Origin of the sequence: Nocardia sp. CA-290969, from assembly GCF_050936135.1 — a bacterium.
Taxonomy (GTDB): domain Bacteria; phylum Actinomycetota; class Actinomycetes; order Mycobacteriales; family Mycobacteriaceae; genus Nocardia.
The window spans coordinates 1,682,495-1,701,647 of sequence record NZ_JBNJNJ010000001.1 but is presented as its reverse complement, the minus strand read 5'-3'; the positions used below and the strand labels follow the sequence as shown (position 1 = coordinate 1,701,647).

Genomic DNA, 19,153 nt, shown 5'->3' with positions numbered 1-19,153 from the left:
GGCATGAATCATCCCACGAACACTGGGTTTTCGGAAAACTCAGCCGACCCAACCGACTGCGATTCCAGCTCTCCGGACTCGATCACGAGAATGCAATATTGCGTATTCATCGTGCACCGGAGCAAATGTGATGGACACCACGAGAATTGGGGCAAATGATCAGCACACTCGGTGGAACTTCTTGTCGTACTGTCTATCCCACACAGCAGGCTCGGGGTTATGCCCGGCAGAAGTTTGGATGGACATGCTTCACCTAGAACATTTCGCGCTGGGTTGGCTCACGCCCGCGCTGGCCTACTTCCTCTCGGCCACCGGCTGCGCCATCGGCCTCCAATGCACCAAACAAGCCCGCCGCGGCCCGCGCCGCCTCGGCTGGCTGACGATGGCCGCGATCGCCATCGGCGGAACCGGAATCTGGGTGATGCATTTCGTGGCGATGCTCGGCTTCGCCATCGACGGGGCGCAGATCCGGTTCGATGTCCCGCTCACGGTCCTCAGCGCCGCCATCGCCGTCGGTGTGGTCGGCATCGGCCTCTACCTCGTCACCACACCCGGCTCCGGAATCTTCGCCCTGCTCACCGGTGGCGCCATCACCGGCGTGGGCATCGCGGCCATGCACTACACCGGCATGGCGGCCATGCAGACCAACGCGCAGATCGACTACGACCCGGCACGGGTCGCGCTGTCCCTGGTGATCGCCCTGGTCGCCGCCACCGCGACGCTGTGGTTCAGCCTGCGCTCCTGGGGTCTGCCGTCGACACTGGGCGCCGCTCTCGTCATGGCCGCGGGCGTGGCGACCATGCACTACACGGGAATGTCCGCTATGCACGCCCATGCCGTGGCCGAGTCCGCGGCACCGCGGGGCGCCGAAGCGCTCGAGGTACTCGGGCCGCTGCTCGGCGCGCTCAGCGTCGTCACCGTCGGTCTGCTCATCGGCATCAGCATGACCCTGACGGACCCGCACCGGTCCGCGCCCTGACGTCGATCGGCCGGCGCTTCGGTCGCAGGACCGTTTCGCCGGGCCCGGGCGTCATTCCGCGAAGGCCCGGCGCAGCTTGTCCTCCTGCTCGTGCGATAGATTCGCCGAGATCAGTTCCGGGCTCTGGCCGCGGAATTCGTCGAGCACGCGGTCCAGTACCGCATCGGAGGTGAGCAGGAACAGCGCCGAGGTGCCCGGCGTGATCCGCTCCTTCAACTCCTCGATGAACTTGTCGTCGATACCGACATCGGTCAGTGCCCCCGCCAGCGCGCCGATTCCGGCGCCCACAGCGGCACCGATCAGCGGCACGAAGAACAGGATCCCGAACAGCAGGCCCCAGAACCCGCCGCCCAGTGCCCCAATTCCGGCAAGATGGCGGAGCTGGCGCGTTTTCGGTTTGGTGGCCTCCGCCGGCCAGCTCACCACGGCGGCATCGTGCAGGGTGATGAGCCTGCGCCGGCGCAGATCCCGCACGGTGGCGACGGCGGTCTCGGCGCCGGTCTCGGTCGGGAACTTCCACACGGTCAAGGTTCCTGCCATGACGGCCTCCATGATGTCGACGGCGCAGCATTACCGACGCTATCTGCGGTTATGTGTTCGCCGCTCATACCGCACGGGTGAAATCCGCAGCTCGCGCCGCGGCCGCGGATCAGCCGAGCCCGCCGATACCCTTGCCGAGCACAACCGCGCCCATGGTCGCCAGCACGATCGCCATCACCAGGTGATTGTTGGTCTGCAGCCAGTTCTTGGCGGCCGCGAGCGGCTCCGAGATACGGTCGGCCGCCACCAGATAACCGACCACCGGCACCAGCACCGAAGCACCGGCCAGCACCGTGAACACCAGCAGCGCGACGATATCGCCGCCGAAGGCCAGACCACCGGTGCCGATGACGATCCCGGCCGAGACACACAGCAGCAGATTCTTCGGATTGACCGCCGAGAGCACCACCGCCAGACCCGCCGCTTTCCCGAAGGTGAACTCGTCGATGGCCCGCATCCATTCCGGGGTGCCGGTATCGGCCCGGGACCGCCACTGGGTGAAGGCCAGCACCAGCAGTGCGATACCGAGCACGATCTTGATCCAGGCCCCGGCCGTTCCGCCACCGCCGGAACCCGAACCCACCGAGCCCGCGAGCACGGTCACGATCCCGGTGACCACGAAGATTCCCGCCACCCAGCCCACCGCGAAACCGGGACCGGTGACGCGGGCATTGCCGGACAGCAGCATCAGCACCACCGCCACGATCGGAATCGGTGAGATCGCCACACCGACCGCCAGCGGTAACAGGTCGCCGATCACCGAGCCCATAGCGCATATCCTCTCGACCGGTGCTTCCGGTACCCGTTACGGCGGGAGCGGCGCCCGGTCAACCGAGCAATTGCCTTTTGGCGGCGGCGAATTCGTCATCGGAGAGCACACCGGAGGCGTGCAGCTCCCCCAGCTCGTGCAGTTTGGACACCAGGTCCTCCGATTCCGCGGCGGCCGGCGCGGGCGCGGGCTGCGCGTACTGCTGCGGCGGTGGCGGCGGTGGCGCCTGCTGCGCGGCGTAGGCCTGGCTTTCCGCGGCACGCCGCTGCGCGTGCCGATCGACCACGTTCGCGGTCGCCCGGGCCGTACCCGCCACCACGGCGGTGCGGGCGACCGTGCCGAGCAGACCCGGCCGGCCCACCCGTCCTGCGCGGAACACCATGGGTTTCTCCTTACCTCGTGGCTGCCGACAATGCCGCCGTCACGGCATCCCGGGGTATCTGCACGTGCAGGGCGACCTCGCCGCCGGCGCCGCGGACGGTGCCGGCGAGTTTCCGGGCCCAGGTCTCCTCGTAGGCGATCACCACGGCGGAGGTACCGGGTTCCATCGCCGCCCGCACGATATCGAGGTCCTCGTCGCTGACCAGTCCCCGCGAGTCGACCGTGAGCCCGTCGAGCCCGATATCGGTCAGCGATTCGTCGACCTCGACCTGCCGCAGACCGCCGGAGTCGTCCATGGTCAGGTAGATGAGGTCGAGCACGGTGACGTAACCGCGGTCCACCACCTCCGCCAGCGCGGCCGTCACCGACCGGTCGATCCGCGCGCCCGGGAAGGAGAGAACGACCAGCTCGACCGGGCCGATTTCCGATGCGTGGGTCATGGGGCCATCCTGGCGGCCGCGATAGCGGAACCGCATCACCCGTGGCGGATGAGTTCTACCGCGGGCCCCGGCGGAGGCCGGCCGACGGTTCACCGGCGGTCCGGAACCCAGGTGGTAACGGCCCAGATCACCACGATGTCCAAGGCGATCACCAGAACGGACCACCAGGGGTAGTACGGGAGCCACAGGAAATTGCCGATGATCGACAGCGCCGCCAGGATCACCGCGGTGACCCGCGCCCACACCGCGCCGGCCATCAGGCCGATCGCCGCGATCACGATCAACGCACCCACCACGATATGGATCCAGCCCCAGGTCGTGGTGTCCAATTGGTACAGGTAGTCCGGGCCTTCGACGAACAGATCGTCGGCGGCGACGGCGGATCCGCCGGCGAAAATCGACAGCACCCCCACGGTGAGCAGCAGGACCGCCACTCCGATGGAGGTCACCGCCGCGACGCCTTGGGAGACCGGGTTGCGCTGTGCGCCTGTCGTCCGTGCCATCAGCCCTCCTCATCGGGATTTCTCCTGCACCAGGTATGCCCTATGCGCGGCGCCGGCCGCGTCACCCGGATCGGATGAACTCGCCGGCGGTCAGTTCGCGATCCGGCTGCCGACGGTGTGCACGATGACGACCTCGGGATGCCACGGCACCAGATCGTGCACCGACCGTTCGAGACTGTCCGTCGGCGGCAGGTCACCCGGAGAGAGCACCTGGATCGTGGCCGTATCGGATTGCAATGTCACATCGGTGACCTGGGCGCCGGGTATTTCCGCCAGCCAGTTGCGGGTCGCGTCGGCGATCTGATCGGCCCACAGCGAGGACAGCGAATTCACCACCATGGGTACGGCCACCACGATCAGCCCGGCCGCCAGGATCGCGTAGGCACGCCCGCGACGGCGGGCGCCGGCCCCGGCCTCCGCCGGGTAGCCGGTGATCACCAGGACCACGGTGGCCGTGATGATCATGGCGACCATATTGGACGCGAACAGCACGAAGGCACCCACCGCCAGCCCCGGCGCGTCCGAACCCAGGCATACTCCCACCACCGCCAGCGGCGGAACGAGGGAGATCGCGATGGCCACGCCCGGCAGGACGTCGCCGACATCGCGCCGGATGATGGCCACCACACCCACCAGTCCGGTGGCCAGCGCCGCGGTGAGGTCCGTCAGCTTCGGTGAGGTACGGCCGATCACCTGCGAATTCGTCAGCACATTCGTCGGATTGGGCAGGACCTGCGCGAACAGGAAGCCCACCAGCACCACCAGGACGATTCCCGCCAGCACCAGCAGCAGACTGCGCGTGACCAGTTCGGCGCGGCCGGTCGCGATACCCAGGCCGACGCCGAGGATCGGCACCGACAGCGGGGCGACGATCATCGCGCCGATCACGGTGGCGGTCGAATCCCCGACCACGCCGGAGGCGGCGATGATGCCGGAGAGGGTCAGCATGATCCAGAAGGCGGACCGTTTGGTGGTCGTTTCACCCGATCCCAGGTCGAGCCGGTCGGTGAGCTCCTCGAGGGTCCGTCGTTGACTGTCCGGGACCAGCAGTGACATGGGCGTCCTCGATCCGGTTCGTTCGCGGCACCGCGGCGGGTCCCGGAATCGCCGCTCCCGGTACGCCTCACCGCTGGGCTGTCCGTCGATGATCCCGGCCGGAACCGGCGCCCACCTCATCCCCGGAGGGTGAATCCGCACCGGGGACGCAGCCGTACCCGGGGTACTACACCATGCCGATGATTCCGCGCGCGGTGAACAGCGCCCCGAAACCGAACAGAACCGCCAGCGACAACCCGCGCGCATGCCGCAGCACCCAGGACTCGAGCGACCCCAGCCAGGTGCGCGCCCGGTCGCCGAACGCGAGATAGAGACCGACGGGTACCAGGAAATCGACCGACGCCGCGACCAGTAGCAGCACGGTCGCCAGCAACGCCGGCCCCGGCCCCACCGAAGAGCCGGCGATATAGCTCATTCCGGACATCATCAGGAACAGGTTCGGGTTGAGCACCGCCAGCGCGATACCGAGTACGAAACAACGCCGCGGACCACTGGACTCGAGTTCGCAGAGAATTTTCGGCGGCCCCTCGCGGCGGCGGGATGCCGGGCGGCGCACCAGCACCCACAGCCCGGCCAGCAGGAACAGCACTCCGACGACCACGCCGACACCGTGCGAGGTATCCGTCGATCCGGCCGCCGGGTCGGCCGCGCCGCCCAGGATCGCCGTGATCGCGATGAGTAAGTAGACGACGAGGAACGCACCACCGAACGCGAGCGCGTCGGGGACCGGCGCACGCGACCGCAGCAGCAACAGCACACATCCCGCGACCGCGCCCGGCGTGATGATCAACCCGGCCATCTCCGGTAGCAGCAGCACCAGCAGTTCGCTCATCACGGCTGCTCTCGTAACCGCACTCTGGCCTGGGCATAGGCGGCGAGCGTCGACTCGCCGATGGTCGGGGTGGCCGGGAAGAACTCGACCCGCACGCCCTGCCGGTCCAGCAGATCGTCGGTCCACCGCTCCCGGATCCGGGGATCCACCCCGCTGAGGTAGAGGGCGCCGCCGGCGTCGTCGAGCCGGCGTACGTAATCCCCGACCACGGCGAGAAACGTGGCACTGACCGAGGTCCTGCCGCGCAACCGCAGGATGACGATCGGGCCGTCGGCACCGGTGGGATCGGGCAGATTGGCCTGCAGGGTGCGGGCCCCGGCGTAGAACAGGCTGCCGTACACGTCGAGGATGACGATCTGGTGATCGGCGAGCCGGACCGGTGCGGGGACCTCGACCAGATCTCCGTCCTCCACCCGCAACCGCACCACCTTGAGGTCCAGTGCTTCCCGGTTCAACTGCAGGATCAGCGAGAGCGCCACCCCGATACCCACCGCCGCGCTCACCGGCAGCAGCAAGGTGGCGAGGAACGTCGCCGAGAGCGCGATCCGGGAAGTCGACCCGCTGCTCCAGATCGCCCGGAGACCGCCCGGTTCCAGAGCGCCCGAGGCCGCCACGATCAGGATCGCCGCCAGGGTCGGCATCGGTACCTTGCCGACCAGCGGGGCGAAGGCGACCAGAATCCCCAGTAACCACACGCCGGACAGGATCGCGCCCCACCGGGTGTACGCCCCCGCGGTGGCGTTCAGCGCCGTCTGCCCGAGCGAGCCGCCGACCGGCATCCCGCGGAAAAGTGCGGCGGCGATACTACCGATCCCTTGGGCGGCGAAATCCCGGTTCGGATCGGTCGGTGAGCCGTCCCGGTTCGGAACGGCCTGCGCCACCCCGGCGCCCTGCACCAGCACGATCACGCTCACCGCGGCGGCACCACCGAGCAGCGACGGGGTCAGTGCGGCGAGATCGGGGATATGCGGCAGCGGGAAACCGCTCGGAATCGCACCCGCATCGGATACGCGGGTCACCGAATCCCAGCCCAGGCCGATCATCAGCGCGGTCGGGAAGATCAGGGCGGCGAGCGCGGCGAACAACCGCAGGCGAGTGCGCGCCAGTCCGGCGAGCAGCGCGAGCGCGAACACACCGACCACCAGCGACGGGATATCGATTTCGCCCGGATGGGTGACGACATGGAGGGCTTTCAGCAACGCGATCGACGAATCCGCCGAGACCCCGGTGAGCTGCGCCACCTGCCCGAAGACGATATTCGCCGCGATACCGGCCAGGAAGCCGGTCATCACCGAATGCGAGACGAACCGCGTGTACCGGCCCAGCCGCAGCACCGCGGCCGCGATCATGACGCACCCGGCGAACAAGGTCAGCAGGATGAGCGCCGCGGAACGCTGATCGGGTGCGACCTCGGTCAGTGCCGACCCCGCGGCCAGCGCCGACGCACTCGTCGCGGTGACGACCATCAACCGGGTACTGGTGGCGAAACTGCCGAAGAGCCGGCCCGCCATACTCCCGTACAACCCGTGCACCGGGCTCACCCCGGCCAGCGCCCCCGCCGCCATCCCGTCCGGCACACTGGCCACCGCCCCGGACAGCCCGGCGAGCACATCGGAGCGCTGGATTCGTTCGCCGGGCAGGATCGTGCGCAGCCACCGCAGTGCGCGATTCACGACTGATCTCCCCCGGAGCACGGCAGGCAGAGAGATCCGTCCGGCCGCCGTGCGGTCAACACCTCCGCGGCAGCCCGCGGCCGGCGAGCCGGGCGGCCGGAGCCGATCCGCCGGGCGGCGCGACCGCGGGTTCGCGTACCGCGCCGGACCGCGGATCCGCCGTGCCGGCGCACCGCGAACCGCGCATCAGCGTCCCTGCCTCCCGTCGATGCATGACCTCACCCTCGCGCACGGCGCGGCACGACCGCATCACCCGTGCGGGGTGAGCACAACCCGGCGAACCGGCCGGCCCGCACCTGGCGGCTGGGCGGTGTTTGCCCGCAACGGCGCCGGGTACGGCCCGGATGACAGCGGAACCAGCAAGAGAACGAACAAATGCCCGGGAGGTATGAAGCTATGGCCATCTGCGATACCTGCGGCAACGACTACGACAAAACGTTCACCGTCAGCCGCGACGGACAGTCGTGGACATTCGACAGCTTCGAATGCGCCGCGAGCGAACTGGCCCCGGTCTGCGCGCACTGCAGTTGCCGGGTGCTCGGCCACGGTGTCGAGGCGGGTGCACAGATCTTCTGCTGCGCTCACTGCGCACGCCGCGCCGGTCACGAATCGCTCGCCGACCACGCCTAGCCCCGGCGGACGCCGCACCGAAGTCCGCGTTTGCCACCCGCTGCTGATTCGCCGCGGTGCACGCGTACCGTACGCCAGGGAGTCGCGGCTGTGGGTGATCGTTGGTCCGCGCCGCTCACTTCGAACGTCGCTGTGCCCGCTCCAGTTCGATTGTGGCGCTGCGCACTTCGCTCCGGGCGGTGCGATCGGCCTGCCGGGCGAAACGGTGCTGCTCCTCCGCGGCCGCGAGGTCGTCGCGGAGTTCGGCTACGCGTTGTTCACTGCGTCGCAGTTCCTCGGCGGCCTGCCGCGCGTCCAGTTCGGCCGCCGCCAGCGCGGCGCGGGCCCGCTCCACCGCCGCCCGCCGCTCCTCCTCTTCCTTCGCCCGTCGCTTTTCCTCTTCCCGTGCCCGCCGCTCCTCGTCCTTCGAACGCCCGTCTGCGGGCGCCTTCGCCCGGGTCTTCGGGCCGCGCGGTCCCCGATCCGGGCGAGCCCGGGACTGCTCCTGCTCGTCCCGTACCACCGCCAGATCCGGCCCCACCGGGCCGAATCCCGCGTAGCTCGCCGCCGACGCCAGCGTCGCGGCACGCACCCGGCCGGCGACGTCGGGGTCGGCGAGCGCGGCGGTCAGTGTTTCGCCCACCTGACGCAGGACCGCCTCGGTGACCGGGTGCCCGTGTTCCGTGGCGATTTCCCCGGCCCGCTCCGCCAGCGCGTCGACGACCTGCCGCCGCTGCCTGGTCAGCGACCGCAATTGCGCGCCCGACAACTCGCGCTGCGCGGTGCGTAGCTGCTCCCCCAGCCGCAGCAGCGCCGCCACCTCTTCCGGCGCCGCGCGCACCAGCATGTTCACCGTCCAGGCGGCCACCGTGGGCTTACGTAAGGCCGCGATCGCGGCGGCGAGTTGTTTATCGCCGGCCGCCTTGGCGGCGCGCACCTGTTCGTCGCGGGCGGCCACGAATTCCCCGGGCGGGCGGCCGTACAGGTCGTCGGCCACGTCGTCCACGGTCATATCGGCCGCCCCATACGCTCGACCGGGGTCGCGGTGGGCCCGGGAAACGGCCGGCGTGGCTCGCTCATCCGGTCGATGGTAGGACCCGGAAAGTCATTTACGGGTAGTCGGCCGTTCACCGGAGAGTCGGCTGATGGAAAACTGGGGAGATGGGTGCCCCCACGATCGAGGCGCCGACCGGGCAACGGCCGCGCCGGCTGCTGCGCAACAGTGTGTGGTCGGCCTACCTCCTGGCATTGGCGGTCGTCACCGTCGTATTCGGGTTGCCGACCGATCGGATCTACCAGGCCGTCTGGATCGTCATCGGGATCGCCGCGTTCAATCCGGATCGCCCGTGGCGCGACCATGTGCGGACCCTGATCGACTGGGTTCCGCTCATTGCCGCCCTGGTGCTGTACGACCACACCCGCGGTATCGCCAACACCCTCGGTATGCCGGTGCGCGTGGCGGAACTGGTATCCGCGGAGCAGTGGCTGTTCGGCGGCACCATCCCCACGGTGTGGTTGCAGGAGCGGCTGATCCACGACGGCGAACAACCGTGGTGGACCGTGCTCACCGGCATGGTCTATACGAGCCATTTCGTGGTTCCCTGGTTGATCGCCGCGATCTTCTACGTGCAGTCCCGGGATCGCTGGTCGAAATATATGCGCCGGATCGTGCTGCTGTCCTATCTCGGCCTGCTCACCTATGTGCTGCTGCCCGCCGCCCCGCCCTGGTATGCCGCGCGCGACGGCGTGATCCCGGCCGAGGTCCATCGGGGTACGGGCTTCGGTTTCCATCTGGTGTCGGTGGATGTCAGCGGCGACTGGCTTGCCGCGCAGGGCAACCCGGTGGCCGCGCTACCGTCGTTGCACGCGGCGTTCGCCCTGCTCGTGACGGTCGCCCTGTGGCCGCTGGCCCGGAACCGGTGGTGGAAGGTTCCGCTGGCGCTGTTTCCCGTGGCCATGGCGTTCACGCTGGTCTACGGCGGCGAGCACTACGTCGTGGACGTACTGGCGGGCTGGGCGTACGTCGTGGTGACGATCGTGCTCGCCCGCGCCTGGGAGCGGCGCCGCAGATCCGGCGGACGCGAGCCGGACCGGCCGGAACCGAAGCCGGATCCCGAGACCGGACCGCCGGAACCGAGACCGGAGCCGGCGCCCAGGTCATGACGGCCGTAGGCGCATTGTCCGGCGAGCCGCCCGAGCCGGGGTCGGCTCCTGCGGCTACAGCGGCATGAGGTGGTGTTTGCGCGGGCCGTGCCGGACCGTTTTGCCACGGAGCAGGCGCAGCGCCGCCCGGATCTCCAGCCGGGTCTGCGACGGTTCGATCACCGCGTCGATATAGCCGCGTTCGGCCGCCGTCCACGGCGTCGCCACCGTCGTGTTGTAGAAGTCGATCATCTGCTGCCGCAGCACCGGCCGTTCCTCGTCGGAGGCGGCGGCGAGCTGGCGCCGCTGCGTCAGACCCACCGCGGCCTCGGCGCCCATCACCGCGATCCGTGCGGTCGGCCAGGCGAGGTTGATATCGCCGCCGAGTTGTTTACAGCCCATCACCGCGTAACCGCCGCCGTAGGCCTTGCGTACCACCACCGTGACGATCGGGACGGTGGCCTCGACCACCGCGTAGAAGAACCGGCCGCCGCGTTTGATCACGCCGATCTTCTCTTCCTCGACACCGGGCAGCACACCCGGTGTATCGACGACGAAGACGAGCGGCAATCCGAACGCGTCGCACAGCCGGATGAAATGGGCCGCCTTGTCCGAGCCGCGGGCGTCGATCGCACCACTGGACACCAGCGGCTGATTGGCCACCACGCCGACACTGCGGCCGTCGACCCGGGCGAAGCCGGTGATCATATTGCGCGCCGCGGTATCGCCGATCTCGTGGAATTCGCCGTCGTCGAAGATCCGCAGCAGGATGTCGTACATGTCGTAGCCGGTGCGGTCGGAATCCGGGACGAGCGTATCGAGTTCGCGATCGGAATCGGTGAGGTGCGGTTCGATGCCCGGGTTGACCAGCGGTGGTTCGGCGAAGCAATGGGACGGCATGAAAGTCAGGTAGTCGCGCACCCAGGCGAAGGCCGCTTCCTCGTCCGCGGCGACGTGATGGATATTGCCGTTACGTGCCTGGTTGTAGGCGCCACCGAGTTCCTCCAGGGTGATTTCCTCGCCGGTGGTCTCGCGGATGATGTCGGGGCCGGTCACAAACATGTGGGCGGATTCGGTAGCGACCAGGATGTCGGTGTTGATCGGCGAGTACACGGCACCGGCCGCGCATTTGCCCAGCATCACCGACACCTGCGGGACCACCCCGGACAACCCCAGCTGCCGCCGGCTCATGGCGGCGTACCAGGCCAGCGAGGTGACCGCGTCCTGCACTCGCGCACCGCCGGAATCGTTGATCGCCACGAAAGGGCAGCCGGTTTCGGCGGCCAGATTCATGGCCGCCGCGACCTTGCGGCCGAACATCTCCCCGACGGAACCGCCGAAAACCGTTTGGTCGTGCGCGATCACCACGGCCGGGCGGCCGTCGATCGTGCCGTGCCCGGTGACGACACCGTCGCCGTACAGACTGTCGGGTGCACCGGGTTGCCGTACCAACGCACCGATTTCGACGAAACTACCCGGGTCCAGCAGCAGGGCGATCCGCTCGCGCGGGCTGCGAATCCCTTTGGCGGCCCGCTTCGCGATCCCCGCGGCACCGGCCGGCTCCCGCGCGATCGCCAGATTCTCTCGCAGCTGTTTCAGTTTCCCAGCGGTCGTCGCCTCCACTGCGCACGCCCTTCGTCGTCTCGGCCGAGCTCTCGAATACGGTGTGTCTCAACGAGACTAACGCCGGCCGGCGGGTTCACCGCGGTCCACGCCCCGCATGTCGCCGGTCGCAGCCCGCCACGACAGCCGGCTTCCACTGCCGGTGATCGTCAGACCGGTAGCCGGTGGTCGAGTCCGTCGGCGCGGAGGAGCCGGGCAAAAATTGCTGGTCCCGAGCGCATCGCTGCCTCGGCGGGTGAGCCGAGCACGGTGAGCCGGCCGCCGTCGAGTACCGCGATCCGGTCGGCCCGGCCGAACTGGCTGCGCAGATCGTGGCTGATCCACAGCACCGCCGCGCCGTGCGTGCGCCGGTATTCGTCGAGATGGTCGAGGATGAGTCCGGCAGTGGGTTTGTCCAGCGCCGTGGTCACCTCATCGCACAACAGCACCCGGGGCCGTGCGAGCAGTGCCCGGGCGAGGGCGGCGCGCTGTAGCTGGCCGCCGGAGAGCTCGTCGGGGAGGCGGCCCGCCTGCTCGGGGCCGATGCCGAGATCGGTCAGCAGCGCGGTCGCGGCGGCCCGGGCCTGCGCCCGGTCCATCGCGCGCAACCGGATTCCGGTGGCCGCGACCTGGTCGAGAACGGCGCGGCGCGCGTCGAACGATGCCGCGGATTCCTGCCAGACGTATTGGATCGCGGCGATCTGGTGGCGGGTGCGCCGCCGCAGAACCGGCAGGGGGTCGTCTCCGGCACGGACCTCCCCTGCGACGGGACGGGTGAGCCCGGCGAGACACCGGGCGAGGGTCGATTTGCCGGCGCCCGAAACTCCGAGGAGACCGAGCATTTCCCCGGCGCGCAGGTCCAGATCGATGGCTCGCAGGGTCGGGTCGCGGGGCGGTCCGGCCACCAGATCACGCACCCGCAGGACGGGTTCGCCGTCGTGCGCGGCGGCCACCTCGGTGGTGATCGCCGCCGCGCCCCCGTCGCACGTACCCGACCGTGCCCGTGCCGTCACCGCCCGCCCGGCGGTGCCGCAGCCCTCGGCGCCGGAGAGCCGGCCGGCGCGGACGAACAGGGTGCGGTCGCCGATCTGCTCGACCACGAACGGATCGTGGGTGACCAGCACGACGGCGCTGCCCGCCGCGCGCAGCCCGCGCAGGCCGGCGAGCAACGCGGCACGGGCCACGGAGTCCAGGCCGACCGTCGGCTCGTCGACCACCAGGACATCCGGTTCGAACAGCAGAACTTGCGCCAGCGCCAGCCGGGCACGCTCCCCGCCGGAGAATTCGAACGGGTATTTCCGCAGGATCCGATCGAGGTCGTCGTCGCCGGGGCCGATCGCCACGGCCGCCAGTACCCGCGCGATACGCTCTCGCCGGGTACTCGCCCGCAATCGTCCCCGGCCGCCGCCGCGCCGGTGCGCTACCGCGGCCAGTTCCCCGAGCACCGCACCGACCCGCCGGGCCGGGTTCAGCGTTCCGGCCGCGTACTGCGGCAGATAGCCGACTCGTAGCACCCGGGACCGGCTGATCTCCCCGGTCAGTTCGATGCCCGGCCGTTGTACACCGGCCACGGCGGCGGCGATCGTCGTCTTCCCGGCGCCGGACGGCCCGAACAGTATGAGGACCTCGCCCGGCGCGATCTCGAAATCGATATCGCTCAGGATCGGCGTATCCCCCGCGCGGGCACCGAGGTCGCGCACGGTGATCAGCGGTTCAGGCATCGGGGCCCGCCCGCCGGGCGCCGGCCGCGAGCCCGCGCGGATCCGGCAGCAGATCGTCGACCAGCAGATTGGTCCCCACCGCGAGCAGTACGATCAGCACGGCGGGAAGCACCACCGACCACGGCGCGATCAACAGCGCGTCCTTGTTGGCCGCCACCGAGACCGCCCAGTCCGTGGAGGTGGTATCGAATCCGAGGCCCAGGAAATTCGCGGAGGCCAGGAAATAGACGGCCGCCGTGAAACGGACCCCGATATCGGCAGCCAGCGGCCGCGCCATCTCCCGCAGCGCATAGCGCCCGTATCGGTACGCGCGGGTCTCCCCTTGCATCCGCAGCGCGTCCATCACCGGCCCGTGCACGACACCGGCGGCGGCCATCCGGACGAACCGTGCGATGGGGGCTACCAGCGCGAGGCCGATCGCGCAGGCGATCGCCACTGCCGACCCCTCGGTGCGCAACGCCGCCACCATGATGATCAGCAGCGCCGGAATACACAGCAGCACATCCACCGGGCGCATGAGCAAGTCCTCCAGCCACATCCACGGGGCAGCGGCCGCGGCGACGCCGATCAGGAATCCGGCCAGGTAGGCACCCAGCACGGTGAGCACCCCCACCACGAGGAAGGTCTGCCCGCCGGTGAGGGCGGCCGCCAGGACATCCCGGCCCAGCCGATCGGTGCCGAACGGCGACCACGGCGACGGACCGAACGGGGCGGACCGCTCGCCGGGCGCCCCGCGGGCGAGCACGGGGCCGCCCAGCGCGCACAGCAGCGGCACCGCGAGCAGTGCCACGGACAACCCGCGCCGTGCCGTCACCGGTGGATCCCGGCGGCGGCACGGGGATTCATCCGGAAACCGGCCATATCGATCGCCGTGTTCACGACCACGGCGATCACCCCGGTGATCGCCACGATCGCCAGGATCACCGGATCGTCGCGGTTGGCGATGGCACCGATGAGTTCGGAGGCGATACCCGGTACCGCGAACACCGCTTCCACGATCAGCACACCCGACAGCAGGCCGCCACCGGTCCGGCCCAGCTCCTGTATCGCCGGTGCCAGCGCGTTGGGCGCCATATGCCGGGCGAGCAACGAGAACCGGGGAACTCCCAGCCGGCGCGCCTGCGCGATATAGGGCTGATCGAGCACATCGACCACCCCGGCCCGGACGAGCCGCACCAGCGGCGCGGCCATCCGCACGACCGTGACGACCAGCGGCAGCACCAGATATTCCGGGTGATCCAGCACAGTGGACAGATCGGCGCCCAGAAAGGTCGCGGGCAGCAGATCGAACCGTACCGACAGCACCGCCACCAACACCACCGCGAACACGAAATCGGGGATGGAATCGAATCCGATACTGATCGAGGTGATCACCCGGTCGCGCCCCGACCCCGGCGCCAGTCCCGCCGCGAAACCGGCACCCACCGCGACCGGGATCAGGACGAGCAGCGTGAGCCCGGCGAGCAACGCGGTGACGAGGAAGGGTTCGGCGATCACCGAGCCGACGCTCGCGCCGCCGGCGTACGAGGTGCCGAAGTCCCCGCGCACCGCGCCGCCGAGCCAGTCGGCGAACCTGGTCACCGGCGAGACGTCCAGTCCGAGCAGATGCCGGGCGTGTTCGCGCTGGTCCTCGCTCAGGATGGTGTTGTTCTGCACATCGGCGGCATCGCCGGGCAGCACCAGCGAGAGCGCGAAGACGAGGACGAGCAGGATCGCGAGCTGTCCGGCACCGATCCACGCCCGGCGCAGCATCAGCCGCGCGTCCGGCCGGACTCCGGCTCTCACCGCCCGGTCACCGGATCGCGACCACGACGCGGTCGTCGCCGTACTGCCAGACCGTCCCGGCCTCGGCGAACCCGGCTTCGCGGGCGAAGGCGAGATAGTCGTGCGCACTGGGCCGGTCGTACACCGTGTGCTCGAACCCACCGTCGCGCAGGCGCACCAGGCCGGCGAGTTCGGGCGCGCTTTCCACGGCCGCCCACCAGGCCTGCCAGTCCTCCGCCGCCGCGGTGCCGAGCCGGCGGGCCCGCCGGGCGGTCAGGGCCCGGCCCACCGCGTCCAGCCGCGGACCGTCCGGTCCCTCGTAGAGGTGATCGCCGTTGACGAACACCCCGCCGGACGCCAGGGCGCCGGCGCAGGCGCGGATGAGGTCGCGTAGCGGTTCCCGGTTCATCCAGTGCAGGGCGGTGGTGCTGACGAAGGCGTCCGGGGCACGTTCCAGCCCCAGCGCCGCAAACCAGCCGGGCTCACGCAGATCGGCGAATACCGTGCGGAAACGTGGCGAACCGTGCGCGGCGCCGGCGAGGGCCAGCAGGAGCGGATCGGCATCGACACCGACCACCGTGGCGCCGGGCGGCCGGGCCAGCAGCCGTTCGGACAGGGTGCCCGGGCCCACGCCCAGGTCGACGATCAGCGGGTCGGGCCGGCCGAGCAATTCGATCAGCACATCACCGATCACCTCGAACCGTGATTCGCGATCGGGCATATAGCGTTCCTGCTGGCGGTCCCAGCGTTCGAGCCAATAGCGGGCCAGCGCCGGATCGAGCGCCGTCATCGGATGCTCACCCCGTCGAAGCGCGCCCAATCGTGGGAGTTCGGCACGGCCGCCGGAAGCCCGGCGAACCGATCCCCGCCCGCACTGTTCCAGTTCGTGGTACCGAAGAAGATGAACCCGCCCCGGTCGTGCAGTATCTCGTGCATCGTGCGGTAGATCGCGGTGCGGCCCTGCGCGCTGCGGGTGGCCTGGGCCTTGGCATAGAGACCGTCGAATTCGGGATCGGACCATTTCGTGCGGTTCTGCGGTGCCCCGCTCAGCAGCCGCGAAGCGAAGTGGTTGGGTATCGGCAACGGTCCCGACTGCCCCATCGTCAGCTGGCCGGTGTCCAGCGCATCGGTGTAGTAGCTGTCCTTGGAACCCAGCACCACGTTCACGCGTACCCCGCACGCCGCGGCCTGATCGGCGAAAAGGCGGGCCGCTTCGACGAATCCGTAGGCCACCGGCGCGGTGAACAAGTCGAAGGACAGATCGCGTACGCCCGCCCGGCGCAGCAGCCGGGCGGCCTCGTCGGGGTCGTAGTCGTGCTGCGGGAGGTCGGCGTAGTACTGGTAGCCCTTGCCGAACACATCATCGGCGATCTCGCCCTGCCCTTCGAGGGCGACCTTCAGCAGTTCGGCCCGATCGACCATCCGCATCACCGCGCGCCGGACATCCGGCTTGTCGAACGGTGGGCGGTCGGTTTTCATGGCGAAGAAGTAGATACCGCTGTTCGGCGTGGCGACCAGCCTGATTCCCGGCCTGTCCCGGAGGGTGCGCGCCGCGGACGGGGTGAGGTTGTCGGCATAGTCGATCTCCCCGCTCTGGACCGCGTTCACCCGCGCGTCGGCCTCCGCACTGAGTATCCGTAGCTCACCGATAGCGGGAGCACCGTCCCAGTAGTGCTCGTTGCGGGTGGCGGTGAACTGCCGGCCGGGATCGAAGGATTCGAAGACGAACGGCCCGGTGCCCACCGGGCGGCCGAAATCGGCGGCACCGTCCTGCACGATCTTGGTGCCGTAGACCGACAGCGCGATCAGGAACTCGAAGGACGGTTCCTTCAAGGCGATCTCGACCGTCCGATCGTCGACCGCCCGGCATCCGGAGAGGTCCACCCGGTCCAGTGACGAAGCCGCGATGAACGGCCGCCGGCGCGCCGGCCCCAGCACCCTGGACAGGGTATAGAGCACATCCCGGCTGGTGAATTTCTTACCGTCGTGCCATACGGCGTCGCGCAGCGCGATCCGCCACCGGGTGCCGTCGGCATTCGGTTCGCCGGATTCCGCCAGCCGCGGAATCGGCGCCATCGCCGAATCGACCTCGAACAACCCGTCGTAGATCGCCTTCATCCGGGCCTCGTCGATGAACAGGGTGTTCGCGCCGGGGTCTATCCCCTCCCCCGCACCCGAACCCTGGAAGGCGGCGGTGAAAGTATCCGAGCCCGCGGCCGATCCGCCGCTACCGCACCCGACGGCCAGCGCACCCGCGGCGACGGCACTGCCGAGGAGAAACGAGCGGCGATTCAACTCCGGCGGTGCACCACGCATATCCGACTCCCGTCGCGTCAGGCAGTTCACGCGACACAGACATGCGAAACCGGCCCGCGCGGCGGCGGCCGGTTCGGCGCATCGATCAATACCCACGTGATCATGACCGTTCAGTCCTTCATCCGCAGGTATCTGGCTTCGGCTCGCGGACGAACCTCACAGTTGCGGGACAGCCCCGGACTTGCACCGGTCTTCCCTGCGGACCTTGCCGACATTACCGAAGCGGCGGCCGCGCAACCACATCGGCGCCCGAAGTGGCGCGCACCATACTGCCGCCCGATCGTGCGGCGCGCGGGAACCGGACCGGGGACGTAACGCCACCGCGAGTGAGCCCGTCCGGCGGCTACCGCCCGGCATGTGATCCAGGACGCGATCGGCCGACGTTTGCCCACCGGTGCCACGGGTAGTCCAGCTAAGGAATGCTCTCGTCGTGAGCCGGCCCTCGGGGTGGTGCGGGGAGGGGGCGGCACAACGGGCAACAGGTGGCTAGGAGAGTCGGGTGTCGGTAGTTCTCGTGCTTCAGGCACGCGGTCTCGGTGAGCTGCTCACCGCTGTTCCGGCGTTGCGTGCCCTGCGACGGGCCCGGCGCAGCGATCATCTCGTCCTCGCCACCCCGCACCGGCTGCGTCCGATCGTCGAGTTGATCGCGTTGGTGGACGAGATGGTGCCGATCGCCGATCCGCAGGGGTTGCGCTGGGACGGACCGGCGCCGAAGCTCGCGATCAATCTGCACGGGGCCGAGACCACACCGATCGTGGAACTCACCAAAACCGGTGCCGAGCGGATCCTCACCTACCGCAATCCGGCGTTCCCGGAGATCCCCGGCCCGGAGTGGCACGAGCAGCGGCATCCGATCGACCGCTGGTGCCATCTGCTGGAATTCGACGGTATCGGTGCCGACCGCCGCAACCTGGGCCTCGTCCCCCCGGTGGCGACCACCAGCCACCGCGACTGCGTGGTCGTGCACGTCGGTGCGGGCGCCGCCGCGCGGCGCTGGCCGGCCGACCGGTTCGCGGCCGTGATCCGGCATCTGCTGGTGCTGGGGTACGAGGTGGTGCTCACCGGCGACGAATGCGACCGCGAACGCGCCCACGGTATCGCGGCCCGCGCGGGCCTGGCGGGGCACCGGGTGCTGGCCGGGAAGCAGAATCTGATCGAACTGGCCGCGACCGTGGCCGAGGCCTCGGTGGTGCTGTGCGGCGATACCGGTGTCGCCCATCTGGCGACCGCGTTCGGTACCCGCACGGTGCAACTGTTCGGCCCCACCTCCCCCGCCGAGAGCGGACCTCCCGGACACCTGCTCGCCCGGCACGAGGTGTTGTGGGCGGGCCGCACGGGCGACCGTGAGGGCTCGTCCCCCGACCCCGGTCTCCTGCAGATCGGCGTCACCGAGGTGGTCGCGGCCCTCGACCGGCAGCTCGGGAAGCGGCGCGCCGAGGCCGGGGTCGCCGGCGCCGCGTACCGCCGCGTGGGCTGACCGCTGCGGACTCAGACCCGGCCGCGGGCTTCATTGAGTGCGGCGGCGTAGGCGGCCAGGGCGCTCGGCCAGAACTGTTCGAGGTAGTCGCGGGCGTCGCCCAGGCCGCGCGGGTCCAGCGAATAGAGCCGGCGGTTGCCGACGGGACGCACCATCACCAGGCGCGCTTCGCGCAGTACGCGCAGATGCTGCGAGACGGCCGAACTGCTGATCCCCACCTGTTTCGCCAACTCACCCACCGAGCGCGGCCCCGAGGGCAACGCTTCGAATATCGCCCGCCGGGTGGGGTCGGCCAGGGCGATCAGCGGCGCAACTCTGTTAGCGACCACTCATAAAGTGTCTCCATTGC

20 protein-coding genes and 1 riboswitch are annotated in these 19,153 nt (G+C 69.6%); of the genes, 4 read left to right on the top strand and 16 right to left on the bottom strand.

What is annotated here, in order from left to right; translation table 11 throughout:
* The first annotated feature begins 244 nt into the window (after positions 1-244).
* Positions 245-979 carry an MHYT domain-containing protein gene (locus ACQEVO_RS08015; RefSeq protein ID WP_432910472.1) on the top strand — a complete coding sequence of 245 codons (735 nt, stop codon included), beginning with the start codon at positions 245-247 and terminating at the stop codon, positions 977-979.
* 51 nt (positions 980-1,030) lie between these two features.
* On the opposite strand, the gene ACQEVO_RS08010 is transcribed toward ACQEVO_RS08015, so the two are convergent.
* The 8 genes from ACQEVO_RS08010 to ACQEVO_RS07975 all read right to left on the bottom strand — a co-directional run bounded on the left by ACQEVO_RS08010 (position 1,031) and on the right by ACQEVO_RS07975 (position 7,173).
* The gene (locus tag ACQEVO_RS08010) at positions 1,031-1,519 is read right to left on the bottom strand and encodes a DUF1269 domain-containing protein (RefSeq protein WP_432910470.1); all 489 of its coding nucleotides are present in this window, start codon (positions 1,517-1,519) and stop codon (positions 1,031-1,033) included.
* A 109-nt stretch (positions 1,520-1,628) separates the two neighbouring features.
* The gene (locus ACQEVO_RS08005) at positions 1,629-2,288 is read right to left on the bottom strand and encodes a GAP family protein (RefSeq protein WP_432910467.1); all 660 of its coding nucleotides are present in this window, start codon (positions 2,286-2,288) and stop codon (positions 1,629-1,631) included.
* Between the two features lie 58 nt (positions 2,289-2,346).
* Positions 2,347-2,670 (bottom strand): SHOCT domain-containing protein, encoded by a 324-nt coding sequence (locus tag ACQEVO_RS08000; protein ID WP_432910465.1) that lies wholly within the window; start codon positions 2,668-2,670, stop codon positions 2,347-2,349.
* 10 nt (positions 2,671-2,680) lie between these two features.
* Positions 2,681-3,109, bottom strand: coding sequence for a DUF6325 family protein (locus ACQEVO_RS07995; RefSeq protein ID WP_432910462.1), 429 nt, complete (start codon positions 3,107-3,109; stop codon positions 2,681-2,683).
* Between the two features lie 89 nt (positions 3,110-3,198).
* Positions 3,199-3,612, bottom strand: a complete 414-nt coding sequence (locus ACQEVO_RS07990) for a DUF7144 family membrane protein (RefSeq protein WP_432910460.1) — start codon at positions 3,610-3,612, stop codon at positions 3,199-3,201.
* A gap of 90 nt (positions 3,613-3,702) precedes the next feature.
* Positions 3,703-4,668 carry a TIGR00341 family protein gene (locus ACQEVO_RS07985; protein WP_432910457.1) on the bottom strand — a complete coding sequence of 322 codons (966 nt, stop codon included), beginning with the start codon at positions 4,666-4,668 and terminating at the stop codon, positions 3,703-3,705.
* A gap of 166 nt (positions 4,669-4,834) precedes the next feature.
* A complete protein-coding gene (locus ACQEVO_RS07980; RefSeq protein ID WP_432910455.1) occupies positions 4,835-5,500 on the bottom strand; it encodes a GAP family protein in 666 nt (221 codons plus the stop codon).
* Positions 5,500-7,173 carry a SulP family inorganic anion transporter gene (locus ACQEVO_RS07975; protein WP_432910452.1) on the bottom strand — a complete coding sequence of 558 codons (1,674 nt, stop codon included), beginning with the start codon at positions 7,171-7,173 and terminating at the stop codon, positions 5,500-5,502. The genes ACQEVO_RS07980 and ACQEVO_RS07975 overlap by 1 nt, the downstream gene beginning before the upstream one ends.
* A 396-nt stretch (positions 7,174-7,569) precedes the next feature.
* Between ACQEVO_RS07975 and ACQEVO_RS07970 the strand changes: the two genes are divergently transcribed.
* Positions 7,570-7,803 (top strand): hypothetical protein, encoded by a 234-nt coding sequence (locus ACQEVO_RS07970; protein ID WP_432910449.1) that lies wholly within the window; start codon positions 7,570-7,572, stop codon positions 7,801-7,803.
* Positions 7,804-7,918: 115 nt separating this feature from the next.
* Here the strand turns inward: ACQEVO_RS07970 and ACQEVO_RS07965 are convergent, their stop codons facing one another.
* Positions 7,919-8,794 (bottom strand): hypothetical protein, encoded by an 876-nt coding sequence (locus ACQEVO_RS07965; RefSeq protein ID WP_432910446.1) that lies wholly within the window; start codon positions 8,792-8,794, stop codon positions 7,919-7,921.
* 149 nt (positions 8,795-8,943) lie between these two features.
* Between ACQEVO_RS07965 and ACQEVO_RS07960 the strand changes: the two genes are divergently transcribed.
* Positions 8,944-9,945, top strand: a complete 1,002-nt coding sequence (locus tag ACQEVO_RS07960; protein WP_432910444.1) for a phosphatase PAP2 family protein — start codon at positions 8,944-8,946, stop codon at positions 9,943-9,945.
* Positions 9,946-9,999: 54 nt separating this feature from the next.
* Here the strand turns inward: ACQEVO_RS07960 and ACQEVO_RS07955 are convergent, their stop codons facing one another.
* The 6 genes from ACQEVO_RS07955 to ACQEVO_RS07930 form a co-directional block, all read right to left on the bottom strand.
* A complete protein-coding gene (locus ACQEVO_RS07955) occupies positions 10,000-11,547 on the bottom strand; it encodes an acyl-CoA carboxylase subunit beta (protein ID WP_432910442.1) in 1,548 nt (515 codons plus the stop codon).
* A gap of 149 nt (positions 11,548-11,696) precedes the next feature.
* Positions 11,697-13,247, bottom strand: a complete 1,551-nt coding sequence (locus ACQEVO_RS07950) for an ABC transporter ATP-binding protein (protein ID WP_432910440.1) — start codon at positions 13,245-13,247, stop codon at positions 11,697-11,699.
* Positions 13,240-14,061, bottom strand: a complete 822-nt coding sequence (locus tag ACQEVO_RS07945; protein ID WP_432910438.1) for an ABC transporter permease — start codon at positions 14,059-14,061, stop codon at positions 13,240-13,242. Before ACQEVO_RS07945 ends, ACQEVO_RS07950 begins: the two co-directional genes overlap by 8 nt.
* Positions 14,058-15,032 carry an ABC transporter permease gene (locus tag ACQEVO_RS07940; RefSeq protein ID WP_432910436.1) on the bottom strand — a complete coding sequence of 325 codons (975 nt, stop codon included), beginning with the start codon at positions 15,030-15,032 and terminating at the stop codon, positions 14,058-14,060. Before ACQEVO_RS07940 ends, ACQEVO_RS07945 begins: the two co-directional genes overlap by 4 nt.
* Positions 15,033-15,039: 7 nt before the next feature.
* Complete coding sequence (locus ACQEVO_RS07935; protein WP_432910434.1) at positions 15,040-15,801, bottom strand: class I SAM-dependent methyltransferase; 762 nt, start codon at positions 15,799-15,801, stop codon at positions 15,040-15,042.
* Positions 15,798-17,327, bottom strand: a complete 1,530-nt coding sequence (locus tag ACQEVO_RS07930) for an ABC transporter substrate-binding protein (protein WP_432910432.1) — start codon at positions 17,325-17,327, stop codon at positions 15,798-15,800. The genes ACQEVO_RS07935 and ACQEVO_RS07930 overlap by 4 nt, the downstream gene beginning before the upstream one ends.
* A gap of 106 nt (positions 17,328-17,433) precedes the next feature.
* Positions 17,434-17,573, bottom strand: a riboswitch (cobalamin riboswitch).
* A 253-nt stretch (positions 17,574-17,826) separates the two neighbouring features.
* On the opposite strand from ACQEVO_RS07930, the gene ACQEVO_RS07925 reads away from it, so the two are divergent.
* Positions 17,827-18,804: a glycosyltransferase family 9 protein gene (locus tag ACQEVO_RS07925; RefSeq protein WP_432910430.1), complete on the top strand. Its 978-nt coding sequence runs from the start codon at positions 17,827-17,829 to the stop codon at positions 18,802-18,804.
* A gap of 11 nt (positions 18,805-18,815) precedes the next feature.
* On the opposite strand, the gene ACQEVO_RS07920 is transcribed toward ACQEVO_RS07925, so the two are convergent.
* A complete protein-coding gene (locus ACQEVO_RS07920; RefSeq protein WP_432910428.1) occupies positions 18,816-19,133 on the bottom strand; it encodes an ArsR/SmtB family transcription factor in 318 nt (105 codons plus the stop codon).
* Positions 19,134-19,153 lie beyond the last annotated feature (20 nt).